Origin of the sequence: Nocardia vaccinii NBRC 15922, from assembly GCF_001613305.1 — a bacterium.
GTDB classification, from domain to species: Bacteria; Actinomycetota; Actinomycetes; order Mycobacteriales; family Mycobacteriaceae; genus Nocardia; species Nocardia vaccinii.
Genome location: NZ_BDCC01000098.1, coordinates 1 through 19462, shown reverse-complemented (window position 1 = coordinate 19462; position 19462 = coordinate 1). Strand labels below are relative to the sequence as shown.

Here is a 19462-nt window from a genome sequence, read left to right as displayed (position 1 = left end):
GGCTGGAGTACTAAAGTGCGTTCAGAAATCCGCCTTGTAAGAACAAGCGATTCAATGGGCTCAGAATTGCGGATAAAGTTGGGATCCAATGCGCTAGTTGCCGCTACCGCTATTCCTTGAATGAGGACTGCGCGACGGCTTACCAGAGAAAAATCTGCATCGTCTTCGCGTTTGCCATCGGTACCAGTAAGGTTGCCACCCGCGAGACCAACGACACGGGGGTCGAGAGGCAGCGTTATGACTCGGCCGTCGACGACAACTGGCAACATGACAGTGGCTTCGGCGCCTGTGCCCTCGGCGGCGGTCGCTCTGTTGCGGTTGCGCGTGGAGCGTTGCACATCGTGTGCCCGCTCGCGTAGCGCTACCAATGTGCCGTCAGCGGCCAGTGCGGCGTCCAGGGCCCCGCGTCAGGCCGAGTTGCTGTGAAGTGGTGGTCTCAACTCAGCCTGACACGCAGGGCCTCCCCAAACCGCTGCAACGCTACATCCCGGTCGATGCTGACCGGCGGCTCACCGACGCTCTGCGTTGCAGCGATCACGAACTCGCCGCCTCAGCGTTGCTGCTGGCACGGGCTTGCGGGCTGCGGATCGGGGAACTACTCGACCTCGAAATCGACTGCGTCCACGAGATTCCCGGCGAGGAAGCCTGGCTGAAAGTCCCGCTCGGCAAACTCGACACCGAACGGATGGTCCCGCTCGACGCCGAAACCGTCGAACTCGTCGACCGGATCATCGAAACCCGCAGTCCCGGAAAGCCATTGACCCATCCCCGCACCGGGAAACCGGCCCAGTTCCTGTTCACCCACCACAGCGGCCGACTCGCACAACACGGCCTCCGCCTCGAACTCGACTGCGCCGCGGCCGCATCCTGCACGGCGACCTTGCGGCGCACACAGGTCAGCAGATCACCGAGGGTGATCTGCTGCCAGTCACTGATCGAAACCCTCGATTTCTGCGGCCGAGACAAGCACGAGCATGCGCAGTTCGGTCTTCTGGCGCTCGGCTCGGGTGACGTTCTACGCGTCTATTAGGGTGCCGAGGTCTTCCTGTACTGAACCGGCTCAGTTCAGTCCGCGCGTCCGATGATTCCCAGCTCGTCACGCCAGCTTCGGAGCTCCGCGGCCGGTAGCCGACGGGCCGCGAACGCCGCATCGACCAGATCCCGAAGACGCGCCCGCATGGATCGGAGATCGAACAAACCTGCCGACCATTGGTGCATCACGCCGACGATCGCGGACGCGAGCAGATCCCCGCTTCGCCGAGCCCCTACGGCGTCATTCAACTCGCCACGCTGTGCGCCGCCTCGAAGCACGCCACCAACGCACCGATCGGATCGTGGACAACGCGCTGCGCACTGTGCGCCCAGCCTCCGATCGCGGCGGTGTCGCCGGAGAAGCACAAGAGGCGTTGTCGGCCACCGCGTGCGCGGCAGCCACGGTGCCGAATCCTTCGGCGCGAGTCGGCCGCACTCCACGGCAGGTACCCGTCATCGACCCGCAGGCGGACATCAACCGCGGTCACCGCGCCCCGCTTCCCTCGCCGTCGCGCCGCTCGTCGCGAAGAACCAGCACACCATCAGCGCCGCAGCCAGGAGTTTGGTGTCGCCCTCCGGGATACGGGAGACGTCGATACACACCGCGGGGCTGGACAGATCCACCGGTGTGCTGGTGTGGCGGTCGAAGATCGCACCCCACGGCCCTTCCACCAGGGCCCGCAGCGAGCGACGCAGCATTTTCGTACTCGCCCGGTACGAAGTCTCGTCGTCTTCTTCGGCGAACTGACGCATCCGCCGCCCGCCCGCGGAGATCACCGCCAGCAGATCCGACAACAACGGCGGCGCGGTGGGGGTGAAGCCTCCTGCGGGACTGTAGAGTTCGCGAAGCCCCGCGATCAGGAGCGTTTCCTCGTAGTCCGCGACCCGGCTGCCACGAACCAGCTCGATCAGCCCAGCGACGATATTGACCTGCCCGGCCTCCACACGCGCGGCGACCTGGCGGCGTTGATCCGGATCGGGGAGCCGGTCGATGACCATGCCCAGGGCGCCGACCGCGAGCGGGTTGATCGTGCCGTGCCCGTACCCCAGGTCGATGACCTGCCCACCGAGTAACCGGACCAGGTCGCGGTAGTCGGGTTTGGTGTCACCCATGCACAACGCGACCGACCCGGACGCCACAGCACCGGTCACCAGCCGCCGAATCAGCGAACTCTTCCCGAATCCATTGAGCGCCAACACAAACGTGATCGGCGCGGTGATGAAACCGCGAACGAACCAGCTCATCTGATCGAAATGCACCGGAGCGCCGGTAATGTAGTGAGTACACCAGCCTGGGCTCGTTTACTCGAGGCTCCTGCCCCTGAGTGTTCCGCCGGGGACCGCGGCCGAAATGCTCTGTGAGGCAAACACGCTCAACATGGTTGTCTCGACGATCTGACAGACCGGTATCGTGGATGACGCGAGGGACTGACCGGCTTCACTGTGCCCGTCAGGAGATCGTCATGCACGAACGCCCTCGCTCGCAACGCGAGCGCACTCCAGTCAGTGCCGCAGACGAACTGCAGCGCCTGCTCGATGAGCCGACGGTATCGGTTCCCGACGCCGCTCGCTTGCTCGGTGTCGGCCGCTCTACTGTGTACGCAGCGATCAAATCCAGTGAGGTGCCAGCCATTCGAATCGGCCACCGCCTACGGATCCCATCCAACTGGTTACGCGACAAACTTCAGATTCATACAGCTCGAAACGGCGACGCATCCTAACGTCCTAGCACTGTAACGCAGTTCGTTTGTTTGTCCGGGGATCATCCGATCAGGAACGAATGCCGCGGCGGGCCGGGGGCCAGGTGGCGGAATGCCGGGCACCACCTGGTCGTTGCTGCCGTCGTCGGCATCGATCCCGGTGGTGCCGATGACCTGCGTGTGTACACGTGGATCCGCGCCGGGTTCACGGCGGCGACGTGAGTCACCGAGGTGGAGTCCAGGTCCGCTTGTGGTCACTGCGGCGAACTGGCGACATCTGGCCACAGGGGTCGTCTAGTGTGCTGATCTGTGGCGGCGATGAGTTCTGCTGGCATGGGTGGTTGGATTCGTCGGCTCTGCCCGAACGAGGGTGGTGTGCTGGCTCGTTCGGTGCTGCCCGCGGCGACTGTCGAGGAGTTGACGGTCCGGCTCGGTGCCGGGCCGGCGGGGTGGGCGGTGGAGCTCGGGCGCGCGATCGCGGATCGGATCGTCGTCGAGGTGCCCGAGCTGGGGGTACACGGCATCGTGGAGATGGTGCGGGTGGGCGGGGAGGCAGTCGCTCTGCATGCCACAGCCGCGCTGGCCGATGAGAAGGACTTCCGTGTCGACGCGGCGCCCGAGGCGCTGCTGGGTCCCGCCGAGGTGGTCAGTCGTGGTGTGGGGGTCGAGCACATGCTGCGCAGCATCCGCGTCGGTCACGGTCTGGCGGTACAGCGGGTTCTCGACGCGGCCGAGGAGCTGATTCCGGCCGATGACCGATTTGCCCAGATGCGGCGTATCAACGAGGTGCTGTTCGATATCGCCGACCGGTTGAGCGAGGCGATGGCGCGCGAGTACGGGCGCGCGCACGACGTGTGGCTGGCCAGTTCGGCCGCGTTGCGGCGGGAGGTGTTGCAGGAGATCTTGCGGGGCGGTCGCGTTCCGCTCGATCGCGCCGTGCGCACGCTGGGTTATGACCTGTCGCGGCATCATCTGGCGTTGGTGGTGTGGACCGACGAGTACACGATGATCGGGGCGCATCGGCTCGAAGAGGCTGCCGCCGCGGTGCTGGCGGCCTGCGAATGCACCTCGACGTTGATCGTGCCGGTCGGCGGGCGCCGGGTGTGGGCGTGGGGCGCACACGTCGGCGGTCCGCCGTCACGGGCGAGAGTGTCGGCGCCGCGCCCGCCGGCGGATGTCCGTGTCGCGATGGGAGTGCCGGCATCAGGGGTGGAAGGGTTCGTCGCCAGTCACCGCCAGGCCCTCGAAGCCGAGCGCGTGGCCACGATCTCGGTCGCCGCGCGGTGGGTGTTCGACTACCGCGAGCTCGACGTCGTGGCGATGCTGAGCAGCGATATGGAGCAGGCGCGGGAGTTCGTCCGCCGCGAGCTCGGTAGCCTCGCCGACCCGCGAGAACCGGTCACGGCGGTGAGGGCCACGCTCAAGTGCTACCTGGATGTCGGGCGCAGTCTGACCGAAGCGGCGACACTGCTGCATGTCGCCCGCAACACCGTCGCCTATCGTGTGCAGCGCGCCGAGCAACTGCGGGGGCGGAAGATCAGCGAACGCCGTCTGCCGTTGCAGGCCGCGCTCGCCCTCGCCGACGAGTTCGGCACTGCGGTCCTCGGTGATACTCCCGCCACCGACCGGCCACCTTCCACAGGCACCTGACAAGGCTTGGGCTCGAGTAAAAGCCCCGGTTGAGGATTTGTACCCGACAAGCCGCCAGGCGAGGTCCGCCGCTTCGATGAACGGCGCCGCGCGGCTGGGTAAATGGCTCCAGTGCTCTGCGTGCGCGGAGCTGTCGACGACGTGGCCCCGGGCGATGAAACCGGGCGCCGACCTATCGGCCGGAACCTGCACCCGAACAGGGGCCGGTGCGCACCGGCGGTCAGACAGCATCCGCGGGCGCACCATCTTTGACGGCTGCTGAGGCGCACCCGATGTTGGGCTCGAGTCCCATCGTAGGTCGATGGTTTGTACTCGAACCCAAGCTCCCGGTCGGGGTCCAGCGCTTCGATAGAGGGCGTTCATATCCGTGTTCGTTCGGGAGTTGCTCTTGCCTGCACCTGTTTCGCCTGCGCCCGTCGGGGGCTCGAACGGATCGAGCAGCGTGCTGCGGTCGCCGGTGGCGATGATCGAACACGCCGACCGGGCGCGTCGGAATCCGGCCGGGCTCGAGGCCGGCGGGCGTCGGGCGCAGAGTGGCCGCCGGTGCCCGCTTGTGTCCCATGGCACCGCGCACGGATGCCGGCCGCCCATCCGGCAGTCACCGCGTTCGGTCGATCCGGCGAGTCGGCCGCGGCGTATCGCTACCCCCGGCATCGACACGAACGTGATCACGGGCTTCGGCCTGCTCACCGCACCGTGAACCCCGCCCATACTCTCGAGGAGCCCGCATCATGGTCACGCATCTTCTCCGCTACCGCGTCGGTGACGCCGTCGAGTGGGGGGTGGTCACAGACTCGAAGATCATCCCGCTGCACGGCAGCTATCCCAGCACCGCCGATCTGATCACGACCGGAGGGCCGGATTGGCGCGCTGCCCGCGACCAGGCTCCGGTACACCGGCTCGACGCGGTCACGGTGCTCTCACCTATCACGACACCGTGCCGGGTGATCTGCCAGGGAGCCAACTATCGTCAGCACGCGATCGAGTCGGGCATGGATCCCGACGCGCACGCGTTCAACCTGTTCTTCGACAAGACCGACGCCGCGATCACCGGCGCACACGACCCGGTCACCCGCCCGGCCCACGTGCGGCTGCTGGATTTCGAGATCGAGCTCGCTTTGGTCATAGGCCGCCGGATCGACGCGACGACCATGATCACCGACGCGGACCTGCCCGACTATCTGTTCGCCGTCACGATCGCGGACGACCTGTCCGCACGCGATGTCCAACTGCCCCAGGGACAGTTCCTCAAAGGAAAAAGCTATCGCGGTTTCTGCCCGCTCGGCCCGTATCTGGCGATCCTGGATCCCGAGGACCTACCGCTGCTGGACACTCTCGAGCTGCGGCTGGAGGTCAACGGCGAGCTGCGCCAGCACGACACCACCGCCAACATGCTCTACCGGCCCGCCGAAACCCTGACCGAGCTGAGTCAGTTCTGCAACCTGAGCCCCGGCGACGTCGTGCTCACCGGCACACCACACGGGTGCACCGCCACCACGCCACCCGCGCTGGTGCGGCGCCTGGCGGCCGCGCTGCTGCCCGAACACCGGCTGTGGTCGCTGTTCATCCGCCAGAACCTGCGCAAACCCTATCTCGCGCCCGGTGACGTGGTGACCGCGTCCATCCGCGACGCGTCCGGCGCACTCGATCTCGGCACTCAACGCACCCTGATCACCGCCCCCTGACTCCTGAAGGCTCACCATGACACCGCTTCCCGACCCGCACCCCATTGCCGTCGATCACGCCGTCGCGCCGGAGCGGCTGGCGCATTGGGTGGTGAAAACCGCGCGCGCACCGCAGATGATCGCCTGGTACCGCACCGTGTTCGGTGCACGGATCGCGCACGAGGACCACCGGATCGCGTTTTTGACCTGGGATGCCGAAAGCCATCGCCTGGCGCTGGTAAAAGTCCCGGGGCTGTTGCGCTATCTGCTGCCACTGGCCCGATTCCGCCGCAAGTTCTACGGCGTGGACCATCTGGCGTTCACCTTCTCCTCCCTGGAGCGGCTGCTGAGCACCTATCGGCGGCTCAAAGACCAGGGCATCACACCAGTGTGGTCGATCAACCACGGCCCCACCACATCGCCGTACTACGAAGATCCCGACGGAATTCGCCTCGAGTTCCAGGTCGAGAACTTCCCCACCGCGGCCGCGACCGCCGAGTACTTCGCCAGCTCCGCGTTCGAGGACAACCCGATCGGCGTGGAGATCGACCCCGACTACCTGCTGGACCGACTCGGTGACGGCGAACCATTGGCGCGGTTGCTCGAACCGGGCGCCGGTACCCGCCCTGGAATAACACCGCGCGCGAATACCCGCGCCATAACCTGGAAGACGTTGTAGACGATGACCGACAGTCCTGTTGTCATTGTCGGCGCCGGTGCCACGGGCTCGACGCTGGCATTGCTGCTGGCCCGCTACGGGGTGCCCACGATCGTGCTGGAACGACGCAGCGAACCGTTGCTGCATCCGGCGGCGCACGTGATCAACGCCCGCTCGCTGGAAATCTGGCGCCACGCCGACCCCCGGCTCGCCGAGCGGATCACGGCGCTGGCGCCCCCGCCCGACCAGGTGAACATCATCCGCTGGTGCGGTGACCCGGCCGGCGAACCGCTCGGGCAGATCGATCTGCTGTCGCAACCCGACTGGCTGGCCCGGGTACGCAGCCACAGCCCGTTCCTGCTGTCGCATATCGGCCAGCACCAGCTGATGCCGGTGCTGTGGGACGCACTCGACCGGGAGCCTCTCGTCGACTTTCGCCGCGCCACCACCGCCGAGCATCTCGACCGGGCCGCCACCAGCGCCTCGGTCACGACCTACACACCTGGGCAGGTGGACCCAAGGCAGGTCACCGCCCCCTTCGTCGTGGCCGCCGACGGCGCCAACAGCGCCCTACGTGAGCAGGCGGGCATCGCACTGCAGGGCCCGGTGCTGGCCAATATGGGCAGCGTGTTCTTCCACGCCCCGGATCTGTTCCCCACCGGGACCGACCGGCCCCTGCTGAGCTGGATCTATCGGCCCGGATTCTGCGGGGTCATGATCGCCCACGCCGACCACGACTACATCCTGATGACCGCCTACTTGCACCCGGCGCAACAGATCGCGTGCGCGAGCCGCGCCTACTGGCAGACCATGCTGCCCGACGTGCTGGGAGCCGACGTCCAGGCCCACATCCGCTCCACCGGCACCTGGACGATGACCTCGCAGATGGCGTCACGGTTTCGCTGCGGACCGCTGCTGCTGGCCGGCGACGCCGCCCACCGATTCCCCCACACCGGCGGCTTCGGCCTCAACAGCGGCGTTCAGGACGCCCACAACCTGGCCTGGAAGATCACCGCGATCCTCCACGGCGGCGCCACCGACGCCCTGCTGGATACCTACGACACCGAGCGACGGCCCGTCGTCGCACGCTTCGCAGACCAAAGCGTCAGCAACCATTTCCTGCTGGACGAGGTCACCGGGCCCCTCGGCGTCACCAACCGCGCCCTGCAGCAGGCCACCGCGGCCTTCGCTCGCCCGCCGCTGTCGTGGCTGCCCGGCCGGGTGCTGGCGCCGCTGTGCGACCGCCTCACCGACCTGCAGACCGCACGCACCGCCGTCATGGCACCTGGACACCGCCGCGCCTCCCGCGTCCGTACCCGGATCGCCGACCGGATCCCCGACCAGCTCGAACATTTCATCGCCACCGGCCTGGAGTTCGGCTACATCTACCGCAGCCCCCTGATCTGCTACGAACCCGGCAGCGCGCCCATCGATGGTGACGGTGTCCTCACCTACCGTCCCACGACATGGCCTGGCGCCCGCCTGCCCCACAGCCTCCTCGCCCACGAAAACGCGCCAGTGCCTATCCATGACCTGCTCGAACCCGACCGGCTCACCCTGTTCACCGCAGACCCCGGCGCCTGGTCGCGGGTATTGGACGCCAGCGACGAGCCACCACCCCTTGCGATGCAGGTCGTCGGCTTACGGGTGTCCGAGCCCACGCAGCAAGCCACACTGATCGCGCTGTACGAAGTCGGTGAACACGGCGCAGTCCTGGCACGACCCGACGGTCACATCGTATGGCGCAGCCACCACGACGCTCCCACCGCAGTACCGACGCTCCTCAGCTGGCTGCGGCACCGGTGGGGCCCGTACTGGCCCGACCCCCACGACCACGACCACGACCGCCAGAAGCCGAGGCCGGCACGCGACGAGTTCCGCGCACGCCCCAACACACCCACCGCGGACCCCGCAGCCGACGCCACACACTGACCAGCAAACACGGCGACACCCATCCATCCCGAACACCACGGCTGCGGCTTGCCTGCCTGTCCGATAACCGACGCCATCACGCGGTTCCCGATGCCCGACACCACCACCGGCCCCGCAGCGCTCGACCGGCTGTAGCGGCCGAACTACGACCACCTGCACGATCTGGCGAGCATCGAAGCGGTGCCACTGTCCCAGCGCGCGCTGCTATGCTCGACCTGAGCCCTGCTGGTCTAGGCAGCTCAGCTGTAGCCGGCCCGGGGCCTAGTATTGGTAATCGCCGCAAACCACGAGACCGCCCGGCACCTGCGTGACTGTAGCGACGTACCGGTCACCTCCGCCAGCCCCAGCGCGCCCTGCCACCGCATCCCCAACCGGGCTCATTCCCGGCTACCAGGAATCACCCCTCCATTTAACCTACGAGTGGTACTGGTCGGGATCTCCTCGCTCGGGATCTACGCCGAGATCGCACTCATGCACCAACTGCTGCGCGTTGCCACCGAAGGTGACCCGATCTCACCTGAAACGTGAAGGATCGGAAGCCGGTCCTGGGACCGACGAGGAGATGAGGTTCCGCACGATCTCTACAGCTTGGCGAGCTCTACTCAGCGAGCCCGGCTGGGGTGTCGATCACGAAGCCATACTCCGGATCGGTATATCGGGCATCGGAGATCTTGTGCAGGGTTTCAGCAAGATCGCAAACCATGCGGGTGAGGGCATCGACTGCCTCATTTTCTTGCGGGGCTTCGGACCACGTTGTCATTGTTGGCTTCTCCTCAGGGCGGTGGGGACATCGACGTGATGGGTGGTGCGGCGTTGGTAGGCGTCACCGGCGCGGAGGACCAGGGATTCGTCGAAATGCCTGCCTGTGATCGACATCGATAGCGGCGTGTGTGTGCTGGACAGACCGATTGGGAGGGCGAGGGTTGGGTGGCCGAGCGGGTTCCAGTACGGAGTGTGCAGGGAGGCGAGAACGTTGAGCGGCTGGAGTTGGTCGATCGTGTCCAGGCGCGGGGCGCCGAGGTGGCCGGTGGGGGTGGCGATCAGGTCCACGCGGTCGAGCAGGTCTGCTACCTGTTTTCGGGCTATCCGCCGGACTCGTTGTGCCTGAACGTAATCCGCGCCGGTGATGGCCGCACCGGCGGCGAGGATGATCCGGGTGCCACGGCCGTAGTCGATCCATCGCTCCAAGAGGTCGCGACGATGGTAGGCGTGTGCCTCGGCCAGCATGACCACGAGGCCGATGGCAACCACTTCGGGATACATCGGGACTTCGACCGGGACGATGGTCGCGCCCGCCGCGCGGAGCTCCTCGAGGGCGGCGGTGAACCGCGTTGGCTGCTCGGGGTCGATGCCCGCTGTTGCGTAGCGGTCGAGATTGTCCACGCCGATGGTGATGCCGTGCAGATCGCCGGTGAGCGCTGCCGGATAGTCCTGGATCGGTGCCGGGGCGCTGTACGGGTCGGAGTGGTCGTGGCCCGCCATGATGGAGAGCAGCAGGGCACAGTCGGCGGCGGTGCGGGCCATCGGGCCGACGTGGTCCAGGGTGTAGCCCAATGGCACGACACCGGATTTCGGAACACGGCCGAATGTCGGCTTCAGGCCGGTGATTCCGTTGAAAGCGGCGGGAATCCGGATACTGCCCCCGGTGTCCGTGCCCACCGCACCCAGGAACATTCCCGCGGCGATACCGCTGCCCGAGCCCGAGCTCGAGCCACCGGCCCAGCAATTCAGATCCCAGGGGGTCCGAGGGACCGGAAACGGCTTGTCCGGGTCCGGGGTTCCGATCGCGAACTCCATCGTCGTGGTCTTACCCATGGCGATGCCACCGGCAGCCTCCAGGCGGTGGACCGCGACAGCACACCCGACAGAATCCGCCCAGGCAGGATCGAGGACGAGGCTCTGGGCGGTGGTCGGTCCGTGCGGATGGGCAAGAATATCCTTGACTCCCAACGGAATTCCATCCAATGGCGAAAGCGGAGCACCTGCCGCGATCTTGGCGTCGACGCGTCCGGCTTGTTCTCGGGCCCGGTCGTCGAATCGGCTGATGAACACGCCTACCTCATCGTCGTGGCGGTCGGCCTCGGCGATGGCCTGCTCCACCAACTCCACGGCGCTGACCTCACGGTTTCGCAAGGCGGTCGCGGCACCGGTGAGGCTCTGAATGGATGGTACAACGGTGCTCACTGGTGCTCCTCGAAATGTCTGCTGGTCAGGGCTCCGGTCAGAGCGATGCGTGCGACTCGATCGATGCGCAATTGGAAGTCGCTGCAACAGGTTCCGAGCATATAGTCGACGACCTCCCCGTCGCGGTTACGAATCGACTGCTCCAACAACATGACCGGCTCTCCCGGCAGCACATGCAGCAATGCGGCCGCGCAATCATCGGCGCTGGCGGCTTGCATGCCGATGTCGAAGGCGTCGATATCGACGCCGCCGTGGTCGAGCAGCGAATAGAAGTCATCGACGAATGCGACCTGGTCGATACGCGCCGCCTCGGGTGAGCGCAGATAGTTCGTGAAGATCCCTAGCGGGCGATCATCCAGCAGGAACACGTATTCGATGCACAGACAGTCGTCGCTGGGGTCCACTCCGGTGAGCCGATCGCTGACCACCTTCGGTACCGGAATCCACGCCCAGTGCAGCAGCTTCGGCGTGATTCGGCCGAGCGCCAAATGGTCCTCGAGGGAGCACCCAGCAGGTGGAATTGCGCCGGTCGCAACATATTCCGGTCGTGTCGGCAGCGTGCCCACCCCCTGACGGCGCTCGATCAATCCAGCCCGACGCAACAGGTCCAACGCTTCGCGGACGACATCGCGGGATGCCTGATATTCAGCCATCAGCTCGGGTTCGGCCGGCAGTCTGCCGTTGTCGAAGGCCCCGGCGCGCAGCGCGGCGCGGAGGGCATCGTGCAGGCGGTGGGCGAGTAGATGTGATGCGGCGGGGAGTACCTCGCGCAACTGGTCGTGAAACCCCGACTGCCGGTCGGAGAGCCCGCCCTTATCGCGTTGGCGTGCTGGTTGTGTTCTGAACTGCATGCCCGAAGTGTGCGTCGGGCCCGTATTACGCGACAGAGAATTCGGTTAACGTCTTGTTACGCGAACTGCGAGCTGTTGCCCGCCCTCTTGACCTGCAATTTTCTCTCCCTACACCACTGGTTTCGCGAGGCCGCGGCGGGAGTCCGGGAACGTCGACGAGAATAGCCACACTAAAAGCCAACATTCTGCCGGCAGCTGCCGGGACATAGGAGCATCGCCGAGATAGACCAGCCGGCGCGCTTTGCGAAGTTCGTCACCGAGCACCAAGGTCGCCGGGAGGCTGGCGGGCTTGTGTGGGGTGTGGAGTTCATCTGCGCCGGGTTGTGAGTTCGGCGTAAAACTCGCCCCTTCAACGGTATTACGGGTATCGCAAACGAGCCCGCACGAAGCGGGAGGAAGCGGTTGCCGGCGCGATTGAGTCGCACCTTGTCCGAGGTGTGGCCCGACCACGCTGGGATCGGAGCGGTGAATCGCGGAATCGCGCGTACGCATCCTTGTGCCGAAACCTTGCGCTCCAGCAGTTTCCCCGTCACGTTCTGGTCACCGAGCGCACCGAACTGATCAATCGCCTGCGCTGGCATCTGCACGAACTCGACCCTGGTCGGGAGATTCCCTCCCGAGGACTCCGCCGCTACTGCGTCATCGACGATCTCACGCAGCGACTGACCGGATTCGACGGTCTGGTCGCCGAGCTCGCGCGGGCGATGACCGCCCGCTGCCGGGAGCTGAACCAGCAGGTCAACGATCTGGATCGCCAACTGCGAGAACGGGTCCGGGCTCTGGGCCGCAGCCAGCAGTTGCACGGCGCGGACGGAGCAGGCACCACCACCACCAACATTACAGCCCAACGCCCACTGGTCCTGCACGCCGGGTGCCCGCCGACTCGTGGCGGGTGTCCGAGGTGTGTGATCATCCGTGAGCGAATCGCTTGGCGCGCTTGGTGTCTCAGCCTGCGATGGCTAGAACGTGCTTACCCAGGACGCCGCCGCGTTCGAATGCCTCATGCGCGGCGGCGATGTCGGCCAGCGGGTACACGTGGTGCACCATCGGGCGCAGCGCGCCCGAGGCGACGTAGTCGGCGACCACGTTCAGCACATCCGGGCCGGGGTTGGCGCTGAACGTGCGGATGCGCCGGGAGCCGTGGATCGTCGATGCCGCGATCGCGGCGATGGCGGGGGCCGACAGTCCGACGGTGACCATCCGACCGCCCTCGGCCAGTCTGCCTCGGTAGCAGTTCAACTCGGTACCGACCGTGTCGAGGATGACGTCGAACGGTCCGATCTGCGCCGATGTGGTGTTGCCGTAGTCGAGGACTTCCTCGGCCCCCAGGTCACGCAGGAGCTCGGCGTGGCGGTCACGTGCCAACGCGGTGACGTGAGCGCCCATGGCCCGTGCCAGTTGCACGGCCGAGGTGCCGACCCCGCCGGCGGCGCCACGGACCAGGACCCGCTCGCCCGCGGCCACCCCCACGCTGTCACGCAACGCGATCAGTGCGGTGCTGCCCGCGACAACCAGGGATGCCGCCTCGGTCGCCGAGACACCGGCCGGCGCCGGGCCGATGCGATCCGTGGTGACTGCCACATACTCGGCCGCCCCGGCGACGGCGTGTTTCTGCCGAGGGTGCACTATGCCCCATACCTGGTCTCCGGCGCGGTAATCATCCGCGCCAGGCCCGGTTTCGACGACGGCACCAGCGAAGTCCAGCCCGACGCCGATCGGGAACTTGCGGCCGGACACCATCTTCAGGCCGCCGCCGCGCACCACGACGTCGTGTCCGTTGATGCTGGACGCCTGCACCCGTACCAGTACCTCGCCGGGGCCAGGGGTGGGGCGATCGATATCGGTAATCCGCAGGACCTGCGGCGCCCCGAAGCTCATGATCTGTGCGGCCTTCATGTCAGGCTTCCTTCCGTATTCGGCTGATGTGACATCAATGCTGGGCGCTGCCGGCGACATCGCGGTCGTTCCCGATGTCCTGGGACCGGCAGACCCACTCTCGTGAGGTGCCGCTCGGGCACAATGAGTTCATGAGTGATGAACCGCGCCAAGCGCTCGCGGAGTTTCTGCGCACTCGGCGGACCAGGGTGCGGCCGCAGGATGTCGGTCTCGAACCGGGGCCTCGGCGTCGCGTGGCCGGGCTCCGCAGAGAGGAACTGGCCCTGCTGTCCGGGGTGAGTTCGGACTACTATCAGCGGATGGAACAGGGCCGGGACGTGCGGCCCTCCGACCAGGTGCTCGACGCTCTCGCCCGGGCGTTGAACTTCACCGCCGAGGAGTCCCGGCACCTGCACACCCTCGCCGCCGCCACGCGGACCCCGGCCCGGCAAACCCGCGAGTATCCGCCCGAAGAGGTGCCCCCGACCACCCTGCGGCTGCTGGCCGCGACCGGTTCGCCCGCATTGCTCGTCGGGCGTTTCCTGGACGTGCTGGCATGGAACCCGCTGGCCGGCGCGCTGCTGGGTGCGTTCACCGAGCTGCCCGTACATGACCGGAATCTGCTCGCGCTGTTGTTGCACCCCGATGCCGATCCGGCATGTCCCGAGCGGGCTGCCACGGTCGCGGAGCTGACCGCGATGCTGCGGGCACAGGTCGCCTCCGCACCAGGTCACCCTCGCGCGGTAGAGTTGGTGGGCGAATTGGCCGTGCACAGCTCCGAGTTCGCGACGCTGTGGGCGCGCCACGACGTGGAGAACCCGACACGCGGCCGAATGCGGGTCCTGCACCCACTCGTCGGAGAACTGAACCTGGACTGGGACGCCTACCCCATGCCGGGCACCCCCGGCCCAATGCTCATCGTCTACACCGCCGAGCCGGGCAGCCCGGACGCCGAACGCCTCCAATTGCTGTCCGGCCTACTCGATGCCCCCGGCCACACAACCCCGACCCCCCACGGATCGTGACCCACTCACACCTGCGAGCGCGATAGAGACCGGTGCGCCGCAATCCCACACTGCCTCTCGGTGTGCGACCGGGTCATATCACCCAGCCGATGTTGGACCCGTGGCAATAATCATGACCAGTATCCCGACGACATCGCGGACGAGGCCGACCCGCAGCAAAGGCCGGACCGCCCAATAGGTTCGAAACCGGCTACCACCAACGAGTTTCAGCCGAAACCTGCCAATTCGCTCCCCAGATCAGCGGGGATCCTCACACCGGACACTCCACCCAGCGGTGATCGCGCGCCACCCTTCCCGAGCGGTTCGCTCGCGCATCGCCCGGGCCGGTGGCAGCTGCGGGGCGACACAGCCGAAACCGGCAGCCGAAGAACAAAAAGCGCATTGCTGATCCATCAGTTTCCTTTTCGGGGTCATGTGGGTCGTGGAAAAGTTCTCCGTCGTCCACCTGCAGCGCCTGCGAGACCCTCGATGGGGTACGTGTCTTCGAGGGCGCCGAAGATGAATCTGCAGCGCGGCTGCAGTGCATGGGCGATGTTGACGATCGTTTCGAGCAGTGAGGTGTCACCGGAGCCGAATCGGATTGCGGCACAGATGAATACGATGTCATAACGCTTGGCTTGGAGTAATCGGCGGACGGTGTCGATGGCATCGGGGGTGTCGACAAGGCAGGTGTCGACGTGATTTCCGGTTGTGGAGAGTCGAGTTTCGTTGTCGGCGTTGATGGTGCAGAGGTCGAGCTGGGCTGACGGTGGGAGTCGGGCGCGACTGGTGGGTTTGTCGATCCCGTCGGGGTGTAGCTCGATCCGGATGACCGTGCTGCTCACCGCTCCGTTCCCGGGTTCATCAATCGCGAGTGCCGGGGGAACGTATACATCGGCGAGATCCGGTGCGAGGAGGGCTGGATCGTGTTGCAGGATCCTGTGTTCGAGGGTGCGGAGGGTGGGGCCGGGGTGGGTGCCGGTGTCGGCGCGGAGGCGTCGATGGATCCGTTGCAGAGCGGCCAGCGCGTCGGTTTGGCGTCCGCTGCGGTACAGGGCCAGGGCCAGCAATTCCCATCGCCGTTCCCGGTAGGGGGAGGCCTCGACGGCATGGGTGAGTGCGGCGATCGCCGATGCGGTGTCACCCAGCGCCAGCCGTGCAGCTTGCAGTTCCTCCACTGCGGTCTCGTACAGCTCGCCGAGGCGAAGCCGGGCTCCGGCGAGCTCGGGGTCATCACCGAGTTCCTCCCAGGGATCCCCGCGCCACAGCGCCACCGCCGCCGCGAAATCTCTCGCCGCAGCCGCCGCGACGCCGTGGGCGAGTTGCCGTTGCGCCCCATCGATCAGAGTCGGCAGCCGACCGTGATCTGTGTACTCCAGGGGGATGGTCAGGGCGTATCCGCCGCGGCCGCGCAGCAGATACCGATGCCCGAGCTCTGGGCCGAGCCCGGCGCGGAGCCGGTTGACGATGCCCCGCAATGCTTGAACAACGTTGCCAGGCTTTTCATCTCGCCAGACCTGGTCGATCAGCCAGTCGTCCGGTACCGGAGCGCCGAGGCCGGTGGACAATACCGTCAGCACCTTTCGGGTGCGTGGCCCGCCCAGATCGACCAGGTTGCCGTCGATCTCGATTTCGGTCGGACCCAGAACCCGGCAGAACGGTATAAGCATTCTCGCCTCGATCAGGTCATCGTGGATATTGGCATGCATGAGGTTGTGCCCTGCGAGTTCCCGGCGCCGCCAGAGTGTTCGTGGAGAAACTGGTCGGGCTCTGTTGCGCCCGGCGCGGTGCGCCGGCACGGTCCGGCCCCCCGCGAGCAGATGATCAGGCGGCCACGCCGGGCTTCACGACAGTGTCGACGAAGTTCCCGATGGCACCGAGAGTGGCGCCCAGCTGTTCAACCTGCGGGAAGTGACCCGCGTCCGCGATCGGCGCGAAGTGACCGTTCACGAACTCCTCGGAATAACCACGGCCGTACGTGAGCGGGGCGATGCCGTCCTTCTCACCCCAGACGACCAGCACCGGCACGGTCACGCGATGCAACCGGCCACGCAGGCCGGGGTCGTAGGTGAAGTGCTCGCCCCCGTACTGCGCGAGGGTCTTCTGATTGTCAGCGATCCCGGCGAGCTGCTCGGCGGGCAGCGCGGAGAAGTCGGGCCGGAACTCCGCATTGGCGAACGACCGGAGACCGACCTCGGCGGGATTGAGGGTGCGGGTATCGACGACCCGGTTCTTGGGCACGTGGGCGTGGATGCCGACAGCATTCATCAACACCAGCGCGCCGATCCGCTGATGGTTGTCGCGCAGGGCCATCTCGGTGGCGACCCAGCCACCAACCGAGTTGCCCACCACCATCACACCCGACAGGTCCAGGATTTCGAGCAGATCCAGATATGCCTCGGCGAGATCGGCGACACTGGCCAGACCCTCCGGCCGGGGCGTGCCGTCGAACCCGGGGTATGTCGGGGTGATCACGTAGACGTGCTGGGACAGCGCCGCCGAGATCCCGGCCATGGTCCGCGGCCCGGTGCCGCTGTGCAGCATCAACACGGCCTGACCGTCGGTGTTGGCGCCGTACTCGGTGATGGTCAGGGGCACACCCGTGGGGAGGGTCACGGTGCGGGTGGCCGGGGTGGTGATCGGAGCAGACATGAAGCGAAACATCCTTCGTGAGAGTTGACTATCACGAAGGTAGCCAACTCTCACGCCTAATGCAAGTCCACTCTCATAAAGAGAGTCATCTATCGTTTGATGATTTCGCCGACCGGGCCCGTACCAACGAGAACACCGGCCATCCTCTGCACGACGGGATCACCACGCGCCTGGGAGCTCCCCGGATGGCAACCATGCGACCATGACCAAAGCGAGCGGTACACATCCCGGAAGGCGCCGTTCGTGTACCAGGCCCCACTGCGCAGGCGTCGGCGATCAGGGTGAGCGAACCGCCGCTGACCTCAGTGAATACGCGGATGGGAAGTTCATGAGCTCCGGCGCGGGAATCGGCAATTTTGTGATCATTCGGAACAGCAGTCGGCCTCATTCCGGGCGCCGGTCCCGGGGCCGGAAGCAGGCTTCGAAATCGCCCTGGTCCACGGAGCCGAAGCCGAAAGCTCCCGGCCAGCCACTCCTGGCCGATCGACGGCGGCGCATCAGTCGGATACCGCGAACTCGTCGTCGAGGGCAAGTGCTGCCAGCGACGCCAAACGCCCCGGTCCGGGGAAGCTGGCTGGATCCCGCCACCACTGCGACTGAAGTTCAGAGTTCTCCGAGAAAGCGGGGGTGCCTCTCTATTTGTCAAGCGGCGGAACAGGACTCGATTCGTTGTCGGTGGCGTCTGGTGTCGTCGGCGTACTTCCCGAAAGGCACCGATCTATCACGATGGACCAAGCGGGATCTCGCCGCAGTCGCGCACACACTCAACACACGCCCGCGAAAGACGCTCGGGGGGCGCACTCCGGCCGAGTCGATGAACCATCACCTACAATTGCTCGAACATAGAAGTGTTGCGACGACCAGTTGAATCCGCCTTGGCTGCTGCGGTCGGAATGAACAACGGTGCCGGCCGGTGACCGCAGGCCGATAGCGTTGCGCAACGCCGAGCACGCCAATTCCGCGGTCATCCGGTCATCGATGCTGTAGCCGACGATGCGCTTGGACCACACGTCCTTGACAGCGCAGATGTAGAGCTTCCCCTCGCCGGTGCGGTGCTCGGAGATATCGGTCAGCCATAACTGGTTCGGGCCGGTGGCGGTGAAATCACGGCGAACCAGGTCATCGTGGACCGGCGGGCCTGGCCGGACGGTCAGGCCGCGTTTCTTGGCGAACGCGCTGTAGATGCCCTGCAGCGAGCACAAACGCTGGACCCGGTTCTCCCCGGCCTCGAAACCGAGGTCGGCGAGTTCGTCGGCGATGAACCGGTATCCGAAATCCGGGTCGTCGGCGTGAACATCCAAGGCGGCGTTGATCAGATGTGCGTCGTCCCAAATACGCTGGGACACAGGGTTTTGCGCCCATTTGTAGTAGGCCTGTTTCGTGAATCCCAGTACCCGGCAGGCCGCCGCCACCGGGATTCGGTCAGCGGCAAGATCTCGAACCAGCGGGAACATTTTGGGGGCAGCTCGCGAGGGAAGAACGCCGCCGCCCGCCGCAGAATCTCGTTCCCCTGTTCCAGCAGCTTGTTGCGTTTACGCAGTTCACGCAGCTCGTCCGACTCGGCGCGGGTTACCCCGGCGCGCTGTCCGTCCTCGATGTCGGCTTGTTTGAGCCAGCCGGCCAGGCAGCTCTCCGATATCCCGAAATCCTTCGCCACTTGCCGCAGTGTCGTCTCGCCCTTGCAGGCCACAGCGACCGCGTCACGACGGAATTCTTCGGGGTACCGCTTCGGCCCGGTGACGCATCCTCTCACAGAGAAGACCTATCAGTCTCCCCAGATCAGGAGTCAACCAAACCCGGGCAGTCCCGGCCGACAGTCCAGTCGTCGAAGTCAGCACTTTTGGACATTTGAACGTTGGCGGCAACTTCGAATACCGCCTTCGAGCCGACCAGCGGCTCGAAGAGAACAGAGGCCGTGCCTGCAAGGCCGTCCCCGTGCACCCAGGTGGACAAGCTCAGAGTTCCGTGCACTGGAAGGTGTATGTTGAAGACAAGCGACTCGCGCGCAAACACCGTGTCATGCAACGCATGACGCAGGTCATCGCGCGGATCTGGTGAATACTTCGAGCCCATGGGCAATCTCCTGATGTGGCGATCCGGAACCGTTGAAGCGGAAGAGCGCCTCGGCCTTCTTGGGGGCAGGCCGTTGCATCTACGTTGCCTGATGATCTATGCGCCTTCGACAAAGCGCTGCTCACGAACAGGAAGAAGCCTTCGCCGCCGACCGTGACGGACGAGCACCCGCACCATGGCATCTAAT

The 19462-nt window shown here is 66.0% G+C and carries 19 protein-coding genes and 2 pseudogenes; 9 read left to right on the top strand and 12 right to left on the bottom strand.

The annotated features are described in order from the left end of the window. Positions 1 to 116 precede the first annotated feature (116 nt). Together NV1_RS40935 and NV1_RS40930 are read left to right on the top strand one after the other, a co-directional pair. On the top strand, positions 117 to 359 hold the full coding sequence (locus NV1_RS40935; RefSeq protein WP_067904883.1) for a hypothetical protein: 243 nt from the start codon (positions 117 to 119) through the stop codon (positions 357 to 359). Positions 360 to 430: 71 nt separating this feature from the next. Further along, positions 431 to 1030 carry a tyrosine-type recombinase/integrase gene (locus tag NV1_RS40930; protein ID WP_245714191.1) on the top strand — a complete coding sequence of 200 codons (600 nt, stop codon included), beginning with the start codon at positions 431 to 433 and terminating at the stop codon, positions 1028 to 1030. A gap of 35 nt (positions 1031 to 1065) precedes the next feature. On the opposite strand, the gene NV1_RS40925 is transcribed toward NV1_RS40930, so the two are convergent. The 3 genes from NV1_RS40925 to NV1_RS40915 are packed head-to-tail and all read right to left on the bottom strand — an operon-like array spanning position 1066 to position 2292. After that, positions 1066 to 1281: a hypothetical protein gene (locus tag NV1_RS40925; RefSeq protein ID WP_067904877.1), complete on the bottom strand. Its 216-nt coding sequence runs from the start codon at positions 1279 to 1281 to the stop codon at positions 1066 to 1068. Continuing rightward, positions 1278 to 1520: a hypothetical protein gene (locus NV1_RS40920; protein WP_067904874.1), complete on the bottom strand. Its 243-nt coding sequence runs from the start codon at positions 1518 to 1520 to the stop codon at positions 1278 to 1280. Before NV1_RS40920 ends, NV1_RS40925 begins: the two co-directional genes overlap by 4 nt. After that, positions 1507 to 2292 carry a putative type IV secretion/conjugal transfer ATPase gene (locus NV1_RS40915; RefSeq protein ID WP_157117759.1) on the bottom strand — a complete coding sequence of 262 codons (786 nt, stop codon included), beginning with the start codon at positions 2290 to 2292 and terminating at the stop codon, positions 1507 to 1509. The genes NV1_RS40920 and NV1_RS40915 overlap by 14 nt, the downstream gene beginning before the upstream one ends. Before the next feature lie 155 nt (positions 2293 to 2447). Between NV1_RS40915 and NV1_RS47175 the strand changes: the two genes are divergently transcribed. From NV1_RS47175 to NV1_RS40890, 5 genes are all read left to right on the top strand, one after another. Then, positions 2448 to 2753 carry a helix-turn-helix domain-containing protein gene (locus tag NV1_RS47175; RefSeq protein WP_084526704.1) on the top strand — a complete coding sequence of 102 codons (306 nt, stop codon included), beginning with the start codon at positions 2448 to 2450 and terminating at the stop codon, positions 2751 to 2753. A gap of 312 nt (positions 2754 to 3065) precedes the next feature. Beyond that, the gene (locus NV1_RS40910) at positions 3066 to 4382 is read left to right on the top strand and encodes a PucR family transcriptional regulator (RefSeq protein WP_067904868.1); all 1317 of its coding nucleotides are present in this window, start codon (positions 3066 to 3068) and stop codon (positions 4380 to 4382) included. 731 nt (positions 4383 to 5113) lie between these two features. Next, entirely contained in the window at positions 5114 to 6067 is a 954-nt protein-coding gene (locus tag NV1_RS40900; protein ID WP_067904860.1) for a fumarylacetoacetate hydrolase family protein, read from the top strand. Positions 6068 to 6083: 16 nt separating this feature from the next. Beyond that, positions 6084 to 6725: a VOC family protein gene (locus NV1_RS40895; RefSeq protein WP_067904857.1), complete on the top strand. Its 642-nt coding sequence runs from the start codon at positions 6084 to 6086 to the stop codon at positions 6723 to 6725. Between the two features lie 3 nt (positions 6726 to 6728). Beyond that, positions 6729 to 8636 carry an FAD-dependent monooxygenase gene (locus NV1_RS40890; protein WP_067904854.1) on the top strand — a complete coding sequence of 636 codons (1908 nt, stop codon included), beginning with the start codon at positions 6729 to 6731 and terminating at the stop codon, positions 8634 to 8636. Between the two features lie 598 nt (positions 8637 to 9234). Here NV1_RS40890 and NV1_RS44360 read toward each other — a convergent pair. The 5 genes from NV1_RS44360 to NV1_RS40870 all read right to left on the bottom strand — a co-directional run bounded on the left by NV1_RS44360 (position 9235) and on the right by NV1_RS40870 (position 13567). After that, complete coding sequence (locus NV1_RS44360; RefSeq protein WP_157117756.1) at positions 9235 to 9396, bottom strand: hypothetical protein; 162 nt, start codon at positions 9394 to 9396, stop codon at positions 9235 to 9237. After that, entirely contained in the window at positions 9393 to 10820 is a 1428-nt protein-coding gene (locus NV1_RS40885; protein ID WP_157117755.1) for an amidase, read from the bottom strand. Before NV1_RS40885 ends, NV1_RS44360 begins: the two co-directional genes overlap by 4 nt. Next, entirely contained in the window at positions 10817 to 11671 is an 855-nt protein-coding gene (locus tag NV1_RS40880; protein ID WP_084526702.1) for a GntR family transcriptional regulator, read from the bottom strand. The genes NV1_RS40885 and NV1_RS40880 overlap by 4 nt, the downstream gene beginning before the upstream one ends. A gap of 170 nt (positions 11672 to 11841) precedes the next feature. Next, the gene (locus NV1_RS40875) at positions 11842 to 12474 is read right to left on the bottom strand and encodes a hypothetical protein (protein WP_157117754.1); all 633 of its coding nucleotides are present in this window, start codon (positions 12472 to 12474) and stop codon (positions 11842 to 11844) included. 142 nt (positions 12475 to 12616) lie between these two features. Then, positions 12617 to 13567, bottom strand: a complete 951-nt coding sequence (locus NV1_RS40870; protein ID WP_067904844.1) for an NADP-dependent oxidoreductase — start codon at positions 13565 to 13567, stop codon at positions 12617 to 12619. A 131-nt stretch (positions 13568 to 13698) separates the two neighbouring features. On the opposite strand from NV1_RS40870, the gene NV1_RS40865 reads away from it, so the two are divergent. Next, positions 13699 to 14571, top strand: a complete 873-nt coding sequence (locus NV1_RS40865) for a helix-turn-helix transcriptional regulator (protein ID WP_067904886.1) — start codon at positions 13699 to 13701, stop codon at positions 14569 to 14571. A gap of 410 nt (positions 14572 to 14981) precedes the next feature. Here the strand turns inward: NV1_RS40865 and NV1_RS40860 are convergent, their stop codons facing one another. Beyond that, on the bottom strand, positions 14982 to 16259 hold the full coding sequence (locus NV1_RS40860; protein ID WP_067904841.1) for an AfsR/SARP family transcriptional regulator: 1278 nt from the start codon (positions 16257 to 16259) through the stop codon (positions 14982 to 14984). Positions 16260 to 16374: 115 nt separating this feature from the next. Then, positions 16375 to 17202 (bottom strand): alpha/beta fold hydrolase, encoded by an 828-nt coding sequence (locus NV1_RS40855; RefSeq protein ID WP_067904838.1) that lies wholly within the window; start codon positions 17200 to 17202, stop codon positions 16375 to 16377. Between the two features lie 697 nt (positions 17203 to 17899). Between NV1_RS40855 and NV1_RS44355 the strand changes: the two are divergent. Next, positions 17900 to 18070: pseudogene (locus tag NV1_RS44355) on the top strand (IS30 family transposase); the annotation flags it as partial. A gap of 7 nt (positions 18071 to 18077) precedes the next feature. Here the strand turns inward: NV1_RS44355 and NV1_RS46240 are convergent. Together NV1_RS46240 and NV1_RS40845 are read right to left on the bottom strand one after the other, a co-directional pair. Continuing rightward, positions 18078 to 18955, bottom strand: a pseudogene (locus tag NV1_RS46240) (IS3 family transposase); the annotation flags it as partial. A 26-nt stretch (positions 18956 to 18981) separates the two neighbouring features. Then, positions 18982 to 19275 (bottom strand): hypothetical protein, encoded by a 294-nt coding sequence (locus NV1_RS40845; protein ID WP_067904835.1) that lies wholly within the window; start codon positions 19273 to 19275, stop codon positions 18982 to 18984. Positions 19276 to 19462: the final 187 nt, after the last annotated feature.

What these genes read in the sequence shown, in the direction of transcription:
- NV1_RS47175 (WP_084526704.1), top strand. Translation starts at nt 2,448, where the DNA reads ATGACGCGAGGGACTGACCGGCTTCACTGTGCCCGTCAGGAGATCGTC.
- NV1_RS40910 (WP_067904868.1), top strand. Translation starts at nt 3,066, where the DNA reads ATGGGTGGTTGGATTCGTCGGCTCTGCCCGAACGAGGGTGGTGTGCTG.
- NV1_RS40900 (WP_067904860.1), top strand. Translation starts at nt 5,114, where the DNA reads ATGGTCACGCATCTTCTCCGCTACCGCGTCGGTGACGCCGTCGAGTGG.
- NV1_RS40895 (WP_067904857.1), top strand. Translation starts at nt 6,084, where the DNA reads ATGACACCGCTTCCCGACCCGCACCCCATTGCCGTCGATCACGCCGTC.
- NV1_RS40890 (WP_067904854.1), top strand. Translation starts at nt 6,729, where the DNA reads ATGACCGACAGTCCTGTTGTCATTGTCGGCGCCGGTGCCACGGGCTCG.
- NV1_RS44360 (WP_157117756.1), bottom strand. Translation starts at nt 9,396, where the DNA reads ATGACAACGTGGTCCGAAGCCCCGCAAGAAAATGAGGCAGTCGATGCC.
- NV1_RS40880 (WP_084526702.1), bottom strand. Translation starts at nt 11,671, where the DNA reads ATGCAGTTCAGAACACAACCAGCACGCCAACGCGATAAGGGCGGGCTC.
- NV1_RS40870 (WP_067904844.1), bottom strand. Translation starts at nt 13,567, where the DNA reads ATGAAGGCCGCACAGATCATGAGCTTCGGGGCGCCGCAGGTCCTGCGG.
- NV1_RS40865 (WP_067904886.1), top strand. Translation starts at nt 13,699, where the DNA reads ATGAGTGATGAACCGCGCCAAGCGCTCGCGGAGTTTCTGCGCACTCGG.
- NV1_RS40860 (WP_067904841.1), bottom strand. Translation starts at nt 16,259, where the DNA reads ATGCATGCCAATATCCACGATGACCTGATCGAGGCGAGAATGCTTATA.
- NV1_RS40855 (WP_067904838.1), bottom strand. Translation starts at nt 17,202, where the DNA reads ATGTCTGCTCCGATCACCACCCCGGCCACCCGCACCGTGACCCTCCCC.
- NV1_RS40845 (WP_067904835.1), bottom strand. Translation starts at nt 19,275, where the DNA reads ATGGGCTCGAAGTATTCACCAGATCCGCGCGATGACCTGCGTCATGCG.